We start from the raw sequence: 15,314 nt of genomic DNA, 5'->3' as shown, positions 1-15,314 counted from the left end.
GATTGAAGGAGCAGTGGCGAGCGGTGTCGAAGACAACCGCGCCCATGAAGCGTTCCGCGACGACGACTCCGCTGCCGCCCGCCGAGGCGGGACCCCAGTCCCTCTCCGAGTACATCCAGGCGCGCTTCGACGAGTTCTCACGCTCGCAGAAGGACGTCGCGCAGTACATCGTGGACCACCTCGACGAGGTCGCCTTCCAGACGGCCGAGGAGCTGGCCAAGCGCGCCAACACCTCGTCGTCGACCGTCGTGCGGTTCTCGCAGGCGCTCGGCTTCGAGGGCTATCCCGAGCTGCAGGGCGCCGCGCGCGAGGAGTACCGGCGCCGCCACGAGGCCGGCGCGGACGTCGCCCCGCTCTTCTCGCTCGATCAGTCGCCGTTCGAGACGGCGCTGGCCGCCGACCACGCGAACGTGGAGGAGACGGCCCGCAAGGCGTCGCGGTCGCAGATCGCCGGCGCGATCGAGGCGATCGCCCGCGCCGACAAGGTGCTCATCGTCGGCACCGACCAGATGGCCTTCTTCGCCTCGTACATGCGGCACCTGCTGATGCTGCTCGACCTCCGTGCGGAGGTGGCGGCGAGCCCGTCGCAGGAGGCGCTCGGCCGCCTGAGCCGCATCGACGACCAGACGCTCGTCATCGGCCTGTCCGCCGGCCGGCCGCATCCGCTCGTCGCGCGGGCGATGAAGCTGGCCCGCCACCGGCGCGCGAGCACGATCGCGATCACCGACGCGACGCTCTCAGAGGTCGCGAAGCTCGCCCAGATCCGCCTCTACTACTCGTCGAACAGCCCGGCCTACGTGCGATCGCACGCGGCGCTGCTGTCGCTCATCCAGGCGCTCGCCTTCGGCGTCTACGCGCGCGACGAGTCGCAGTACGAAGAGCGCATCAAGGCGTTCCGGCTCAAGTAACGTCGTCCGAAGGCCCGAGCTTGCGAGGGCCGGAGGCCGAAACTCAGAGTCCGAGGAGGTCGGTGGCCTGCAGCTCCTCCACCGCGGAGACCACGCGGGGGCAGAACTGCACGCCGGCCTTGTCGCGCAGCTCGGCGAGCGCGACGTGGGCGGGGAGCGCCTTGCGGTACGGACGGTCGCTCGTCATCGCGTCGAGCGCGTCGGCGACGGTGAGGATGCGGGCCGCGAGCGGGATGTCCTCGCCGGCGAGGCCGTCGGGGTAGCCCTTGCCGTCGAAGCGCTCGTGGTGGTGCCGGGCCATGTCCTTGGCGAGCTGGGGCAGCTCGAGCTCGGCGAGGATGTAGGAGCCCGTCTCCGGGTGCTGGCGCATCTCCTTCCACTCGTCGTCGTCGAGCGGGCCCTGCTTCAGCAGCACGCTGTCGCGGACGCCGATCTTGCCGATGTCGTGGACGACGGCGCCGACCGCGACCGCGTCGAGCTCCTCGTCGCGGAAGCCGAGGTGGATGGCGATGAGATGGGCGAAGTCGGCGACGCGCTCGGTGTGGCCGCCGGTGTAGGGGTCGCGGGCCTCGATCGTGCGGGCGAGCGACTCGACGGACTGGCGCATGACCGCGCGCATGCGGTCGTTGGCGGCCTGGAGCTCCTCGACGTGCATGCGCATTGCGGCGAGCGCCTGCTTCTGGCCGACCCAGAGGGCGACGGCCGGGACGCCGACGACGGCGAGGACGAGGAGACCGAGCTCCTCGTGGCCGGCGACGAGGAGGCCGGCGGCGGCGCCGTAGGCGAGCTCGTGCGGCGCGGAGGGCAGCAGCCGGCGGCGGAAGGCCATGAACGGCGCGGTGCCCTCGTCCATCCACCAGATGACGCACAGCAGGCCGCTGTTGACGACGTAGTAGACGGTGCCCGCGATCATGCCGGCGGCGAAGAGGCCGCCCGGCGTGGAGGGCAGGGGGGACGCCGCGATGGCGGCGGCGGTGCCCGCGAGGCCGATCGAGCCGAAGTCGAAGATCGGGCGCATGAGCGCTTCGCCGCGCGCGACGTTGCGCACGAGCAGAACGGCCTCGCCGGCGATGATGCCCGCCGGCCCGAAGACGACGGCCAGCGCGATGGAGGGAACGGTCGTCGGCGCGACGTGGCCGTTGCCGAGATCGAACTCGACGGCCTGGAAGAGCACGACGCAGCCGAGCAGGGCGGCGAAGAACCACGGCTTGCTCGCGGCGGATTCGAACCCGCCAACCGCCGCAGCGACCAGCGTCACCGCGGCGAGGGTGATGACGTACGGGCGCACGAGCCGACGGCGCAACGGCTCGAAACGGTGCGTGAGAACAGGCGCGATCGCGGACATGTCCTGTCCGCTGGATCGGCACGTCCCCGTAACTCTTGAACCTCCGAGGGCCTGCGCGGACGCAGGGCTACACTCGGTCGTGATGCGCGACGAAGCCACGTTCAGGGTCAAGACCGGCCTCGCCGAGATGCTCAAGGGCGGCGTGATCATGGACGTCGTCACGCCTGAGCAGGCCGTCATCGCCGAGAAGGCGGGTGCCGCGGCCGTCATGGCGCTCGAGCGAGTTCCGGCCGACATCCGCCGCGACGGCGGCGTCGCGCGCATGTCCGACCCGGCCATGATCAAGGGCATCCAGGAGGCCGTGACCATCCCGGTCATGGCCAAGGCGCGCATCGGCCACTTCGTCGAGGCGCAGGTGCTCGAGGCGCTCGAGGTGGACTACATCGACGAGTCCGAGGTGCTGACCCCGGCCGACGAGGCGCACCACATCGACAAGTGGGCGTTCAAGGTGCCGTTCGTGTGCGGCGCGACGAACCTGGGCGAGGCGCTGCGGCGCATCGGCGAGGGCGCCGCGATGATCCGCTCGAAGGGCGAGGCGGGCACCGGCGACATCGTCGAGGCGGTCCGCCACATGCGCTCGATCCGCGGCGAGATCAAGCGGCTGGGGACGCTCGACGAGGCGGAGCTGTTCGTCGCCGCCAAGGAGCTCCAGTCCCCGCTCGACGTCGTGCGCATGGTCGCGCGCGACGGCAAGCTGCCCGTGCCGCTCTTCAGCGCCGGCGGCATCGCCACGCCGGCCGACGCCGCGCTGATGATGCAGCTCGGCGCCGAGTCGGTCTTCGTCGGGTCCGGCATCTTCAAGTCCGAGGACCCCGAGGTCCGCGCGAAGGCGGTCGTCGAGGCGACGACGCACTTCAACGACCCGGAGCGGGTCGCCCGCGCGTCCGAGGGCCTCGGCACCGCGATGCAGTCGCTCGAGTCGCGCAAGCTCGACGAGAACCAGCTGCTGGCGACGCGCGGTTGGTGACGGGCGCCGACGCGCCCCTCATCGGCGTCCTCGCGCTGCAGGGCGGGTTCGCCGCCCACGCGCGCATCCTCGAGCAGCTCGGCGCGCGCGTGCGCGAGGTCCGGACCCCGGACGACCTCGAAGGCCTCGACGGGCTGATCATGCCCGGCGGCGAGTCGACGACGATGACGCTCGGGGTCGAGCGCGAGGGGCTCGCCGAGCCGCTGCGCGACCTCGTTGCGACGGGCACGCCCGTCTTCGGCACCTGCGCCGGCCTGATCATGCTCGACCGCGAGCACCTCGGCGTGCTGGACGTGACGGCCAAGCGCAACGCGTTCGGCCGCCAGGTGCGGTCGTTCGAGGCGGACCTCGAGATCGACGGCGACGCGCTCCACGCCGTGTTCATCCGGGCGCCGTGGATCGCCTCGTACGGCGACGACGTCGAGGTGCTCGCGGCGGTCGACGGGCATCCGGTGGCGGTCCGCCAGGGCAACCTGCTCGCCGTGTCGTTCCACCCGGAGCTGAGCGGCGACACCGCTCTGCACGAGCAGTTCCTCAGCGCTGTTCGACGACGAGCCCGTGCCTGACCGTGTTCTCGGTCACCACGCGCGGCTCGACGAAGTGGTGCAGGTAGCCGGGCCCGCCGGCCTTCGTCCCGGTCCCCGATAGCCGGTTGCCGCCGAACGGCTGGCGGCCAACCATCGCGCCGGTGATCCGGCGGTTGACGTAGAGGTTGCCGACCGGGTTGCGCCTCGTGACCTCATCGACGGTGCGCGGGTTGCGGGCGAAGAGCCCGGAGGTCAGCGCGTAGCCGAGGGCGTCGATGCGGTCCAGGCCGTCGGCGACGTCGCGGATCGGCTCGACCGTCAGCAGCGGCCCGAAGACCTCCTCGTTGAGCACGGGGGAGTCGGGCGGGAGGTCGGTGGCCAGCGTGGGCGCGACGAACCAGCCATCGGCCGGGACGTCGTGATCGATGCGGGCGACGATCCGGCCCTGGTCGGCGGCGATCTGCGCGTAGCGCTCGACGCGCTCCTGCGCCTCGCGCTCGATGACCGGCGGGACGTCGGTGCCGAACGTGTCGGCCTGGCCGACCTGCAGGGTCTGGGCGGCGCCGGCGAGGCGCTCGAGCAGCTGGTCCGTGATCGCCTCGTGGCACAGCACGCGCGCGGCGGCCGAGCACTTCTGGCCGGCGTAGATGAAGGCGGAGTCGAGGATCGCCGGCACCGCGTCGTCGAGGTCGGCGTCGGCGTCCACCACGATGCAGTTCTTGCCGCCCATCTCGGCGACGACGCGCTTGAGGTGGCGCTGGCCGGGCCGGACCTTCGCGGCGGACTCGATGATCTGCAGCCCGACGGCGCCGCTACCGGTGAACGCGATCGTCGAGACGTCCGGGTGGTCGACGAGCGCGGCGCCGACGTCGCCCTCGCCGGGCAGCAGCGCGACGGCGTGCGGCGGGACGCCCGCCTCGCGCAGCGCGCGCATCAGCTCGCCGGCGCAACCGGGCGACTGCTCGGCCGGCTTGAGGATCGCGGCGTTGCCGGTGGCGAGCGCCGCGGCGGTCATGCCGAGCGGGATCGCCAGCGGGAAGTTCCACGGCGCGATGACCGCGCAGATGCCCCGGGCGACGTAGGCGAGCTCGTTGCGCTCGCCCGGCAGCTGCAGCAGCGGCGGGCCGTCGGCCTGCAGGTCGACGGCCTCGCGCGCGTAGTACTCGAGGAAGTCGATCGCCTCGCAGACGTCGGCGTCCGCCTCGGCCCAGGGCTTCGCGCACTCGCGGACGGCGAGCGCGGCGAGCTCGTGGCGGCGGTCCCTCAGGCGTGACGCGGCTTCGACGAGGACCTCGGCGCGGCGCTCGACGGGCGCGTCCCAGGGCCTGGCGGCCTCGACCGCGCGTCTCGCGTCGTCGGGCGTGGCCTTCGCGGCGATCGCGACGACGCGGTCGGGGTTGCCGGGATCGGTCGAGACGAGCCCGTCGCCGTCGCGGCGGTCGTCGCCGATCCAGATCGGCACGCGCAGCGGCAGCTGCGCGTCGATGCGCTCGAGCGCGTCGAGCAGCAGCTGGCGGTGCGGCGCGCGGCGCAGCTCGAGGACGGGCTCGTTGACGAACGGCTTCATGGCGCGGCCAGCAGCTCCTCGAGGGGCCGGCCCGAGCTGACCTGCTCGAGGAAGCCCTCGTTGCTCGTGTTCTCCAGCAGGCGGCGGACGAGGTAGGCCATGCCGGCGACGAGGTCGCCGACGGGGCAGTACGTGCGGACGCTCAGGCGCTTGGCCGCGAGCGCGTCCTGCAGGTCGTCGCCGAGCCCGCGCAGGACCTGGAACTCGATCGCGTCGTCGGGCGCGCCGGCATGGCGGTTGTAGGCGATCGCGTGGGCGACGCTGCGCAGGTTGTGGCTCGCGATCGCGGGCGTGATCGGGACGCCGTCGCGCTTGGCGTCGACGAGCCGCCGGGTGAGGAGCTCGAACGTGCGGTCCGACTCGGCCTTCTCCTCGAACACGGGCGCGAGCCAGCCGTGCTGGCGGGCCTCGACCACCTCGTGGTCCCAGTACGCGCCCTTGACGAGGCGGATGACGAGCGGGTGCTCGCGCTGGGCGCTCGTGGCGAACGCGAGGACGCGGTCGAGCAGGTCGGGCGCGTCCCTGAGGTACGCCTGCAGGACGATCCCGGCGCTCGGGCCGGTGCGGAACTCGTCCTCGGCGAGGAGCTCGAGCACGAGGTCGGTGACCGCCTCCCGCGTGTCGAGCGACTCCATGTCGATGTGGAGGTGGGCGTCGAGCCGGTGCGCGCGCTGCAGCAGCGCTCGGAGCCGCGGGGCGGCGTCGCGCTTGCCGCGCTCGGGCGCGTCGGGGCGCAGCAGCGGCGTGAGCGCCGAGACCTTGACGCTGAGGTTGACGTCGGGTGCGCCCTTCGCACCGGCGAGCGTCTCGAGCGCGTCGTGGCAGCGCTCGGCGTACCGGTCCGCCTCGGCGGTCGTGATCGTCGCCTCGCCGAGCAGGTCGACGCTCGTCTTCACGCCGCGCTTCCAGAGGCCGCGCAGGGCGGGGAGGGCGTCCTTCGGCGTGGCGCCGACGATGAAGCGGTGGGCCATGTGTCGGACGCCCGCGGCGCTCGCCATCCCGAGCGCCTTGCGTCCCGCCTTCGTGTCGCCCATCCGCATCGCCGCGTTCAGCGTCGGCGGGCGCTCGTCGACCTCCTCCAGGAAGCCGGTGAGGTGGCGCGCGAGGTCGTCGAGGTTGCGGCAGGCGGGGACGACGTCGACGAAGCGGAAGAGCGCGGCCTTGAGCTCGGCGTCCTGCGACGCGAGGTCCATCGCCTTGTCGTCGAGCGCCTTCAGCGGCCGGCTCGCGCGGGACGGGAACGCGGCGGCGAGCTCCCGCCCGATCGTCAGGATCTCGTCGTCGAGCGCCGGTCCCGTGGTCATCAGGGCGTCGTCTGCGTCTCGGTCGTCTGCGTCTGCGTCTGCGTCTGCGTCTGCGGCTCGGTCGGCGTGGTCGCCACCGGCGGCGGCAGGAGACCGGCCGCGCGCTTGTCCGCCAGGCGCTGCTGGCGAGCCTTGTCCGCCGCGCTGCGCAGGTCGCTGATGACCGTCCCGGCCTCGCCCTCCGGGATCGTGTTCAGCGCGCGCGTGGGAACGATCCCCGTGTCGAGCGGCGGCGAGGAGTCGTTCCCGCCGAAGACGCCCGAGGCGACCATCGCGCCGATCGTCGCGATCACGACGACGGCCGCGGCGGGAGCCAGCGCCGAGCGGCCCGGCAGATGCGGCCGCGGGATCGCCGGCGTCGCCGTCGGCATCGAGTGCGAGTGCGAGTGCGAGTGCGCCACGGTCTCATCCGGCTCGTCCAGGGCCTCATCGGGCTCTTCGACGCCCGGCTCCTCGAGGCCCTCGTCCGGCTCCTCGATCGCGGGCTCTTCCTCGCCCGGCTCGTGGACGCCCTCATCGGGCGCCTCGACCTCCGGAGTCTCCGCCCGCGGGTCCTCCGCCTCCTCGTCGCGCGGCAGCTCGGCTGCGGCGATCTCGAGCTCGAGGTCCTCGGCCGGGTCGTCGTCTCCCGGCACGGACCACTCGACGGTCGCATCGGGGTCGGGGAGGTCCTCGGGCGACGTGTCCTCGCGGGTCTCCGGCGTGTCGGCGTCGGCGACCTCGGGCTCGTCGGCTTCCTCGACGTCGGGCGACTTGTCGGGGGCCGCGTGCTCGGCGACGGCGGCGACGGCCATCGCGTGCTCGAGCACGGGGGAGACCTCCGCCTCGCGGCCGACGTGGAGCATCGCCGCGAGCGCGTGGTCGGCGATCGAGTCGGGCACCGGGCGGCCGACGGCGGTGCGGTACGCGTGCTCGGCGGCGTTGAAGCGGTCCTCGGTGGCGCGGGCGGCGGGGGAGGCGTCGAGCAGCTGATGCAGGAGCTTCGCGCTGTTGCGGTCCAGGCCGCCCTCGGCGCGCCCGACCAGGAGGTCCGCGAGCCCCTCGATGTCGCCGTCGGAAGACGCCCGCTCGGCGCTCGCTCGCCTGGTTGCCGAGAGCAGCGCGGCCTCCGGATCGATGTCGGCCGGCCGTGGGGTGTTCATGACGATCGTCCGGAACCGCGCGAAGGCGTCGGCCGTCGCCTCGAGCGCGTCGGAGGGCGCGCACATCCACTCGCAGTACGCGAGCACGGCGGCGCCGCGCCGGTCGAGCAGGGCGCGAAGGACGGCGGGGTCGCCGTTGCGGAGGCCGAGCGCCGTCACCTGGCCGGCCACGACGGACTCCTGTGCGGGCCTGATCTCACGGCTTCCCGCAGCCTAGCGATGGACTCCGTCGTACCGGCCCAGCCCCGTACGCATGTGGAGCCTCGCCCAGCGGAGCGCCGCGCGCCCCTGCATCGGAACCCGCACGAGCGCCCCGAGCACGTTGATCAGCGCGACCGCGCGCGCGTGCAGGACCCCACGCCTCCGCGCGACGTGCTCGTACGTCGCGCGCTGCCAGCGCTCCCGCCGCGCCTCGCCCCAGGCGGCCCGCGTCGCCGCCGACTCCGCGTGCCGGACGATCGCCGCCGGCTCGTACACCGTCGACCAACCGGCGCGGCGAAGGCGCCACCCGAGATCGAGGTCCTCGGCGTACATCCACTGCCGCTCGTCGAACCCGCCGACCGCGTCGAACGCCTCGCGGCGAAGGAGCAGGAACGCCCCGATCGCCCACGGCACCTCCCGCCGCCGGTCGTCCGAGAAGCGGCCGGGGACGCACAGCCGCGCGCCGAGCGGCGGGAAGAGGCTCGTCAACCCGGCCCCGAACGCCGCCGTCGACGCAAGCGTCGGGAACGGGAACGCCGAATGCTGCGTCGAACCGTCCGGCAACACCAATCGAGGAGCCACCGCCCCCGCCCGCGCCTCCGCGGCGGACACGAGGCGCTCGATCGCGTCTCCCTCCACGGCGACGTCCGCGTTCGCCGCGACGAGCCAGGGCGAGGTCGTGCGGGCGGCGACGAGGTTCACCGCGCGGCCGAACCCGAGGTTCTCGCCGGGCTCGACGAGCGTTACATCGGGGAACTCCGCGCGGACCATCTCCACGGACCCGTCGGTCGAGCCGTTGTCGACGACCCACACCTCGTGACCGGCGAGCGACGCGAGGCACGCCCGCAGCAGCTCGCGCGTGTTGAAGGAGACGACGGCCACGACGACGTCCGGCACGGCGCGGGACCCTACGCACCCGACCCCCGGTCGCGGTCCTCCATCACGTGCCGGCTAGCCGCTGCTAGCCGATTCGCTAGCACCGGCTAGCCCGTCGAGAAGAGAAGAGGGCGACCGTGCCCCGGATTCGCCCCTTCAGCGCGGTCGGCGCGCCCAGAAGGCGCTGTGCCACTTCGCCTGGGCGCCGTGGGCGCGGAGGCGGTAGACGCGCCGCAGGGTGATCGGCTCGAAGCCCGCGACGTGGAGCCACTCGCGGTGGCCTCGCAGGTTCGGCTCCCACCAGTTCATCTTCGTGAAGCCCGGCTGGAAGCTCGCGGCGGGGCTGCGGGGGTGGCGGAGCGAGAGCGGGACGGAGATCTGCTCGAGCGAGACGAGGAGACCGCCCGGCCGCAGGACCGACAGGACGGCTTCGAGGCCGCCGACCGGATCGCGGAGGTGGAGCAGCAGGTCGCCCACGACGGCGACGTCGACCGGGCCGCCGAGCCGGCCGGGCTCGAGGTCGTGGATCGACGCGAGGACGCGCTTCACCTTCGAGCCGAGGATCCGCGCGGCGAGGTCGAAGCGCTCGCCCGGTGCGCGGTCGCCGGCCTCCTCCGACAACGTCGGGCGGTTGCGCGGCGGCCACTGGGCCGCGTCGTAGCGCTCGAGGTCCGTCGCGACGACCTCGGCGCCGCGGGTCTCGAGCGCGAACGCCCAGAACCCGTCGAACGTCCCGACATCGAGCGCGCGCAGGCCGTCGAGGCGCCGCGGCAGGACGCGCGGCGCGATCGCGCGGAGGTCCACAGCGCCCGGCGTGGCGGTGCCCGGCGCGAGATCGATCGTGTGGTACCAGCCGCGGCCGAGCGCGTCCGCGATGAGGTCGCTCACCGGGCGACCACCGCGACGTGCGGGACGCCGGCGACGGCGGCGATGAGCTCCTCACGGCCCTGCGCCGTCAGCACGCGGCGGGGGAGCGAGCGCAGCGGCGGCGAGGGGTGGGCCGGGCCCTTCGGGACGATGTAGGGGCGGGTGGCGCGCTCGATCTCCAGGCCCGTGCTGCGGACTATGCGCAGCAGCGCCGCTCGGTTCGGCTGCCACCACCACGGGCGGTCGGCGCCGTCGAGGCGCACGACCGGCGTCCGGGGCCAGATCAGCGTGGGCAGCAGCTCGATGCTGTCGGCGAGGACGACCCGCCCGCGGCAGACGGACCGCACGCGCTCGAGCGCGCGGACCGGGTCGCGGAGGTGCAGCAGCAGCGAGCCGACGAAGACGAGGTCGAACTGGCCGACCTCGGCCGGGTCGAGGTCGTAGACGCTGAGGTCGAGCCGCTCGGCATGCGAGCCGAGCGCTTCGCGTGCCAGCGCGAACCCCTCGCTGGCGCCCTTGACCGCGCGCAGCACCTCGACGCCGACGCTGCCGCGGGCGCGTGCCGGCCAGTCCCAGCGCTCGGGGTCCAGGACGTCGATCGCGACGACCTCGGCGGCGCCGCGCTTCTCCATCTCGAACGCCCAGAAGCCATCCCATGTCCCGACGTCGAGGCAACGCAGGCCCTCGAGCGACGCGGGCAGGGGCACCTTGTCGACCACGGCGCGCGTGTCGAACCAGCCGGGGGTGACCAGGCCCGGCCGGAGCTCGATCGAGTGGTACCACTCGATCGCGTCCACCCTCTCGGCGAGCGTCACGCGGAGCGCTCGATCTCGGCGAGGTGCTCGACGTTCGCGCGGTCGTCGTCGTCATCCGACGGCGCACCGCCGAACCACGCGTCGAGGATCTCCTCGAGCTCCGCCTGCGACGTGGTGCGCAGCGACAGCGCGAGGACGTTCGCGTCGTTCCACTGGCGGGCGCCGGCGGCCGTCGCGGCGTCGCCGCACAGCGCGGCGCGGATGCCGGGGACCTTGTTCGCGGCGATCGAGGCGCCGGTCCCGGTCCAGCAGCAGACGATCGCCTGGTCGGCGCGGCCGTCGGCGACGTCGCGCGCCGCGGCCTCGCTCGCCCACGCCCAATCGGGGCGGTCGCCCTCGGCGAGCGCGCCGTGCGGCACGGGCTCGTGGCCGCGCTTGCGCAGCTCCTCGACGACCGCGTCCGCGACCCCCGTGCGCTCGTCGCTGGAGACGGCGATCCGCATGCGCGCCATCCTATGCCGGTGCCCTCGACGATCGAGCCACCGCGCAGCGGCCTGCGGCGCCTCGCCGCGCGCGGCACGCTCGTCAACGGGGCGTTCGACGTCGGGCTCACGTCACTCGGCCTGCTGAAGGGCTTCGTCGTCGCCGCGTTCCTGACGCGCGCCGAGTACGGGACGTTCGGGATCCTCGCCGCGGCGCTCGGCACGCTGCTGTGGCTCAAGCAGGCGGGGATCGGCGATCGCTACGTCCAGCAGCGCGAGGCCGACCAGGAGCGCGCGTTCCAGGTCGCGTTCACGCTGGAGCTGGCCCTGTCGGCGGCGTTCGCGGTGCTCATCGCGGCCGCGGTGCCGCTCATCGCGCTCATCTACGGCGAGCAGCAGCTGCTCGCGCCCGGTCTCGTCCTCTGCTTCGCCGTGCTCGCGAACGCGCTGCAGACCCCGATCTGGCCGTACTACCGCTCGATGGACTTCGTCCGGCAGCGGGTGCTGCAGTCCGTCGACCCGGTCGTGTCGTTCGTCGTCACCGTCGTGCTCGCGATCGCCGGCGCCGGCTACTGGGCGCTCGTGATCGGCGTCGTCGCCGGATCGTGCGCCGGCGCACTGGCCGCGGTGCTGGCGTCCCCGTTCCCGCTGGCGCTGCGGTGGGATCGCGGGGCGCTGCGCGACTACGGCTCGTTCTCGTGGCCGCTGCTCGTCGCCGGCTTGGCGGGCGTCGTCATCGCGCAGTCGGCGACGCTGGTGAGCGAGCTCGAGCTCGGCCTGGCGGGCGTCGGCGCCGTCGCGCTCGCGTCGTCGATCATCGCCTACACCGGCCGCGTCGATCAGGTCGTGACGAACACGCTCTACCCAGCGATCTGCGCCGTGCGCGACCGCCGCGAGGCGCTCGAGGAGGCGTTCCTGAAGTCCAACCGGCTCGCGCTGTCGTTCGGGCTGCCGTTCGGCGTCGGGCTCGCGCTGTTCGCCGAGCCGCTCATCGACGACGTCCTCGGCGAGCGCTGGCGGCCGGCGCTCGGGCTCATCCAGGTGTTCGCGCTGCTCGCCGCCGCCGATCAGCTCGGGTTCAACTGGACCGCGTTCCACCGCGCCGTGGGCGACACGCGCCCGATCGCGATCGTGACCGTCGCGATGGCCGTCGTCTTCGTCGCCGTGGCGATCCCGCTGCTGCTGAGCGAGGGCCTGCCGGGTCTCGCGATCGGCATGGCGTGCACGACGTTCACGGGCCTCGTCGGGCGCTGGGTGTTCCTGCGTCGGTTGTTCGGTCCGCTGCCGCTGGGCCGAACCGCCGTGCGGGCCGCGATCCCGGCCGGCCTGGGTGCCGCGGTCGTGCTGCTCGCCGACCTGCCCGCGATCCCCGCGCTCGTCCTCTACGGCGTCGTCGTCGGGCTGGCGACGTGGCTGCTGCAGGGCGGGCTGCTGCGCGAGTCGCTCGGCTACCTCGCGCGGCGCAGCTCGGCCCAGGCCGAGCCCGCGACCCGGCCGGCGTAGTCGACGCGCGCCGCGCCGAGCAGCGACCGGTCCTCGATCCCGAACCGCCGCAGCGCCCAGTCGCCCGCGACGAGCGGCTTCGGATGGCGCCAGTCGCGCCGGCCGCCGAGCTGCACGGACCCGTAGCCGTGCCGGAACCCGCGCGCGAAGAGCTGGCGGCGCGACGTCGCCGCGGGATGGCGGACCACGGCGTCGGGGCAGAACACGACGGCGCCGGCGCGGCGGCAGAGGTCGACGTCCTCGCCGGCGTGCAGGAACCGCTCGTCGAACCCGCCCAGCCGGTCGAACAGCTCGCGGCGGATCCCGAGGTTGCCGCTGCCCGACCAGCCCTCGCGCTCGATCGTCTCGCGCTGGCGCAGCCGCCAGGCGAGGTCGTAGCGCTCGGGCAGGCTGGTGCCGCCCTCCAGCTGCACCGCGCCGCCCACCAGCGGCGCCTCGTCCAGGCCGGCGGCGAGCGCCGCCGCCCAGCCGGGATCGGGCACGCAGTCGGCGTCGAGGAAGAGCAGCTTCGCCGCGATCGTGGCGGCCACGCCCGCGTTGCGGGCGGCGGGGCGGCTCGGGCGGGCGTGCACGACCTCGGCGCCGTGCGCGAGCGCGACCGCGGCGGTGTCGTCGCGCGACCCGTTCTCGACCACCACGACGTGCGCACCCTGCGGGGCGAGCGCACCGAGCGTCCGGGGCAGGACGCGCGCCGCGTCGCGGGCCGGGATGATCACGCTGAGGTCATGCACGACGTGCGCTGGTACCACACGATCGAGCTGCCGGGCGGTGCGGTCACCCCCGGCTACTTCGACACGCGCCGCGCGGCGGGCGTCGTTTCGCTGCCTCCGCGGCTCGACGGGCAGCGCTGCCTGGACGTCGGAACCTACGACGGCTTCTGGGCTTTCGAGATGGAGAAGCGGGGCGCCGCCGAGGTCGTGGCGATCGACGTGCTCGACCCGCGGCGCTGGGACTGGCCGGGCGACAGCACCGGCGAGGCGGTCGCGGCGATCGGGCTCGAGCGGCGCGGGTTCGACGTGGCGAAGGAGGCGCTCGGCTCGCGCGCCGAGCGGCGCGACCTCTCGGTGTACGAGCTCGACCCCGACGAGATCGGGACGTTCGACGTCGTGTACTGCGGGTCGCTGACGCTGCACCTCCGTGATCCGGTCGAGGCGCTGGAGCGGATTCGCTCGGTCTGCCGCGGCGTGCTCGTGCTGGAGGACGCCATCGATCCGGTGCTGTCGCTGCGCCGCTCGCCGTCGGCGGTCTTCGACGGCCGCGGGCGCCCGTGGTGGTGGAAGGTCAACGCGCGCGGGCTGGCGCGGCTCGCCGAGGCCGCGGGCTTCGAGGTCGTGGCGGGGCCGATCCGGTTCTGGCTGCCGTGGGGCGCCGGCGGGCCGCGGCCGAGCGTGCGCCCCTCGACGCTGGTCTCGCGCACCGGCCGCGAGCAGGCGCTGCTCGCCCTGCGCGGCGATCCGCACGCGGCCGTCCTCGCCCGCCCGTGACGTCGCGCGACGAGAAGGAGCTGCGCGCCTACCTCGGCGAGCGCTACGACCGCTCGCGCCTTGAGCGCTGGCAGGAGCAGCTCGAGGACGAGGCCGCGGCGGTCGGCGACGAGGCGACGCTCTACCGGACCTCCGAGGCGTACCTCTACAACCTCACCGCCTTCGCGATGACGGGCACGAAGGCGCCGTACCTCGACGAGATCCGGGGCGCGGTTCCGCCCGGCGCGCGGCTGCTCGACGTCGGCTGCGGCATCGGCGCCGACGGGCTCGTGCTGCTCGAGGAGGGCTACGACGTCACCTTCGCCGACTTCGACAACCCGAGCACCCGGTACCTGCGCTGGCGGCTCGAGCGCCGCGGCCTGTCCGCGCCGATCGTCGACCTCGACCGCGAGCCACTTCCCACGGGGTTCGACCTCGCCTACGCGTTCGATGTGCTCGAGCACGTCGCCGATCCGTTCGCGCTGCTGGCGTCGATGGAGCGTGCGGCCGCGCGGGTATGCGTCAACGTGCTCGAGACGGGGCCGGACGAGAGCGTCCTGCACCACGAGCTTCCCGTCGCAGACGTGCTGCGCCACGCGCGCTCGCGGCGGCTGCGGCGGGCGCGGCGCTTCCACGACGGCCGGGTGCTGCTGCTGCTCTACGACGCGGCGGTCGCCCCGGCGCCGGTGCGGCTGCTCAGCGCCGCCCGGGCTTCCCGAGGTGCGCGACCCAGATGATTGAGCCGACCGGCGCGCCCTTCATCCGCAGCCGCCGCTTGCGCACGCCGAGCCACGTGAAGCGCTCGTCGGTGAGCACCGCGCGATGCGGCGGCGAGCGCAGCCACTTCGCGAGGATCTTGCGCGCCGTCGATGCCACGCCGACGTCGTAGGCGAGCACCTCGCCGACGAGCCAGCGGCCGTGCGTCGTGAGCTTCGCCTGCTGGAACGGCGCCGCGAGCGCGTCGCCGCACGGGTTGTGGCTGAACGTCCGGCACTCGGCGATCCGGCGCGCCTTGTACGTCGCGGAGTGACGCAGCTCGGCGCTCGAGCGCACCTTCTCCAGGCCGGCCCGCTCGCGGACCTGGTTGATGAGGCAGTGCATCGCCAGCCGCTGCACGCGCGGGTGCGCCTCGCCGTCGTCGTCATCGCCGCACACGCCGCGCGGCGGCATGAGCGGATCCGGCTCGTCGGCCGCGCGCGCCGGCGCCGCGCCGAAGGCGAGCAGCAACGCGAGCAGCACAACGAGCGACGCGGTGCGGGACGGGCGCACGGTCACAAGGAACCGCATCGGGCGGCGGAACGCGGAACTTGAGCGGTCGCGGGGGCGAATTTCGGACGGTGTCGCCCTCGTCTCTTCTCGACGGACTAGCCGGTGCTAGCGGATCGGCTAGCAGCGGCTAGCCAACGG

Annotated in this window: 16 protein-coding genes; 6 read left to right on the top strand and 10 right to left on the bottom strand. The window is 73.8% G+C overall.

Going from position 1 to position 15,314, the window contains the following annotated elements; genetic code table 11:
* The first annotated feature begins 44 nt into the window (after window positions 1–44).
* On the top strand, window positions 45–908 hold the full coding sequence (locus tag AC1UE4_RS06430; RefSeq protein WP_482916392.1) for a MurR/RpiR family transcriptional regulator: 864 nt from the start codon (window positions 45–47) through the stop codon (window positions 906–908).
* Window positions 909–951: 43 nt separating this feature from the next.
* Here the strand turns inward: AC1UE4_RS06430 and AC1UE4_RS06425 are convergent, their stop codons facing one another.
* Window positions 952–2,211, bottom strand: a complete 1,260-nt coding sequence (locus tag AC1UE4_RS06425; protein WP_482916391.1) for an HD-GYP domain-containing protein — start codon at window positions 2,209–2,211, stop codon at window positions 952–954.
* 124 nt (window positions 2,212–2,335) lie between these two features.
* On the opposite strand from AC1UE4_RS06425, the gene pdxS reads away from it, so the two are divergent.
* Window positions 2,336–3,220, top strand: a complete 885-nt coding sequence (gene pdxS, locus AC1UE4_RS06420; RefSeq protein ID WP_482916390.1) for a pyridoxal 5'-phosphate synthase lyase subunit PdxS — start codon at window positions 2,336–2,338, stop codon at window positions 3,218–3,220.
* Window positions 3,217–3,786 (top strand): pyridoxal 5'-phosphate synthase glutaminase subunit PdxT, encoded by a 570-nt coding sequence (gene pdxT, locus AC1UE4_RS06415; RefSeq protein ID WP_482916389.1) that lies wholly within the window; start codon window positions 3,217–3,219, stop codon window positions 3,784–3,786. The genes pdxS and pdxT overlap by 4 nt, the downstream gene beginning before the upstream one ends.
* On the opposite strand, the gene AC1UE4_RS06410 is transcribed toward pdxT, so the two are convergent.
* From AC1UE4_RS06410 to AC1UE4_RS06380, 7 genes are all read right to left on the bottom strand, one after another.
* On the bottom strand, window positions 3,755–5,314 hold the full coding sequence (locus AC1UE4_RS06410; protein ID WP_482916388.1) for an aldehyde dehydrogenase family protein: 1,560 nt from the start codon (window positions 5,312–5,314) through the stop codon (window positions 3,755–3,757). The genes pdxT and AC1UE4_RS06410 overlap by 32 nt on opposite strands.
* Window positions 5,311–6,618, bottom strand: coding sequence for a proline dehydrogenase family protein (locus tag AC1UE4_RS06405; RefSeq protein WP_482916387.1), 1,308 nt, complete (start codon window positions 6,616–6,618; stop codon window positions 5,311–5,313). The genes AC1UE4_RS06410 and AC1UE4_RS06405 overlap by 4 nt, the downstream gene beginning before the upstream one ends.
* Window positions 6,618–7,931: an RNA polymerase sigma factor gene (locus tag AC1UE4_RS06400; protein ID WP_482916386.1), complete on the bottom strand. Its 1,314-nt coding sequence runs from the start codon at window positions 7,929–7,931 to the stop codon at window positions 6,618–6,620. Before AC1UE4_RS06400 ends, AC1UE4_RS06405 begins: the two co-directional genes overlap by 1 nt.
* 42 nt (window positions 7,932–7,973) lie before the next feature.
* Complete coding sequence (locus AC1UE4_RS06395; protein WP_482916385.1) at window positions 7,974–8,858, bottom strand: glycosyltransferase family 2 protein; 885 nt, start codon at window positions 8,856–8,858, stop codon at window positions 7,974–7,976.
* A 135-nt stretch (window positions 8,859–8,993) separates the two neighbouring features.
* A complete protein-coding gene (locus tag AC1UE4_RS06390; protein WP_482916384.1) occupies window positions 8,994–9,725 on the bottom strand; it encodes a class I SAM-dependent methyltransferase in 732 nt (243 codons plus the stop codon).
* Window positions 9,722–10,519, bottom strand: coding sequence for a class I SAM-dependent methyltransferase (locus tag AC1UE4_RS06385; RefSeq protein ID WP_482916383.1), 798 nt, complete (start codon window positions 10,517–10,519; stop codon window positions 9,722–9,724). The genes AC1UE4_RS06390 and AC1UE4_RS06385 overlap by 4 nt, the downstream gene beginning before the upstream one ends.
* Window positions 10,516–10,962: an RpiB/LacA/LacB family sugar-phosphate isomerase gene (locus AC1UE4_RS06380; RefSeq protein WP_482916382.1), complete on the bottom strand. Its 447-nt coding sequence runs from the start codon at window positions 10,960–10,962 to the stop codon at window positions 10,516–10,518. Before AC1UE4_RS06380 ends, AC1UE4_RS06385 begins: the two co-directional genes overlap by 4 nt.
* A gap of 18 nt (window positions 10,963–10,980) precedes the next feature.
* Here AC1UE4_RS06380 and AC1UE4_RS06375 point away from each other — a divergent pair, with 18 nt between their 5' ends.
* On the top strand, window positions 10,981–12,444 hold the full coding sequence (locus AC1UE4_RS06375) for an oligosaccharide flippase family protein (protein ID WP_482916381.1): 1,464 nt from the start codon (window positions 10,981–10,983) through the stop codon (window positions 12,442–12,444).
* Here the strand turns inward: AC1UE4_RS06375 and AC1UE4_RS06370 are convergent.
* Window positions 12,390–13,175: a glycosyltransferase family 2 protein gene (locus AC1UE4_RS06370; protein ID WP_482916380.1), complete on the bottom strand. Its 786-nt coding sequence runs from the start codon at window positions 13,173–13,175 to the stop codon at window positions 12,390–12,392. The two genes, AC1UE4_RS06375 and AC1UE4_RS06370, sit on opposite strands and share 55 nt — an antisense overlap.
* On the opposite strand from AC1UE4_RS06370, the gene AC1UE4_RS06365 reads away from it, so the two are divergent.
* The gene (locus AC1UE4_RS06365; RefSeq protein WP_482916379.1) at window positions 13,170–13,928 is read left to right on the top strand and encodes a methyltransferase domain-containing protein; all 759 of its coding nucleotides are present in this window, start codon (window positions 13,170–13,172) and stop codon (window positions 13,926–13,928) included. The genes AC1UE4_RS06370 and AC1UE4_RS06365 overlap by 6 nt on opposite strands.
* A complete protein-coding gene (locus AC1UE4_RS06360) occupies window positions 13,925–14,644 on the top strand; it encodes a class I SAM-dependent methyltransferase (protein WP_482916378.1) in 720 nt (239 codons plus the stop codon). The genes AC1UE4_RS06365 and AC1UE4_RS06360 overlap by 4 nt, the downstream gene beginning before the upstream one ends.
* On the opposite strand, the gene AC1UE4_RS06355 is transcribed toward AC1UE4_RS06360, so the two are convergent.
* Window positions 14,604–15,194 carry a CAP domain-containing protein gene (locus AC1UE4_RS06355; RefSeq protein ID WP_482916377.1) on the bottom strand — a complete coding sequence of 197 codons (591 nt, stop codon included), beginning with the start codon at window positions 15,192–15,194 and terminating at the stop codon, window positions 14,604–14,606. The two genes, AC1UE4_RS06360 and AC1UE4_RS06355, sit on opposite strands and share 41 nt — an antisense overlap.
* Window positions 15,195–15,314: the final 120 nt, after the last annotated feature.

This window comes from Parviterribacter kavangonensis, from assembly GCF_056863335.1.
The sequence above is the reverse complement of the archived record's forward strand: the minus strand, read 5'-3'. Positions and strand labels throughout refer to the sequence as shown.

Coding starts and splice junctions, on each gene's coding strand:
- AC1UE4_RS06430 (WP_482916392.1), top strand. CDS start 45: ATGAAGCGTTCCGCGACGACGACTCCGCTGCCGCCCGCCGAGGCGGGA.
- pdxS (WP_482916390.1), top strand. CDS start 2,336: ATGCGCGACGAAGCCACGTTCAGGGTCAAGACCGGCCTCGCCGAGATG.
- AC1UE4_RS06410 (WP_482916388.1), bottom strand. CDS start 5,314: ATGAAGCCGTTCGTCAACGAGCCCGTCCTCGAGCTGCGCCGCGCGCCG.
- AC1UE4_RS06405 (WP_482916387.1), bottom strand. CDS start 6,618: ATGACCACGGGACCGGCGCTCGACGACGAGATCCTGACGATCGGGCGG.
- AC1UE4_RS06380 (WP_482916382.1), bottom strand. CDS start 10,962: ATGCGGATCGCCGTCTCCAGCGACGAGCGCACGGGGGTCGCGGACGCG.
- AC1UE4_RS06365 (WP_482916379.1), top strand. CDS start 13,170: ATGCACGACGTGCGCTGGTACCACACGATCGAGCTGCCGGGCGGTGCG.
- AC1UE4_RS06355 (WP_482916377.1), bottom strand. CDS start 15,194: ATGCGGTTCCTTGTGACCGTGCGCCCGTCCCGCACCGCGTCGCTCGTT.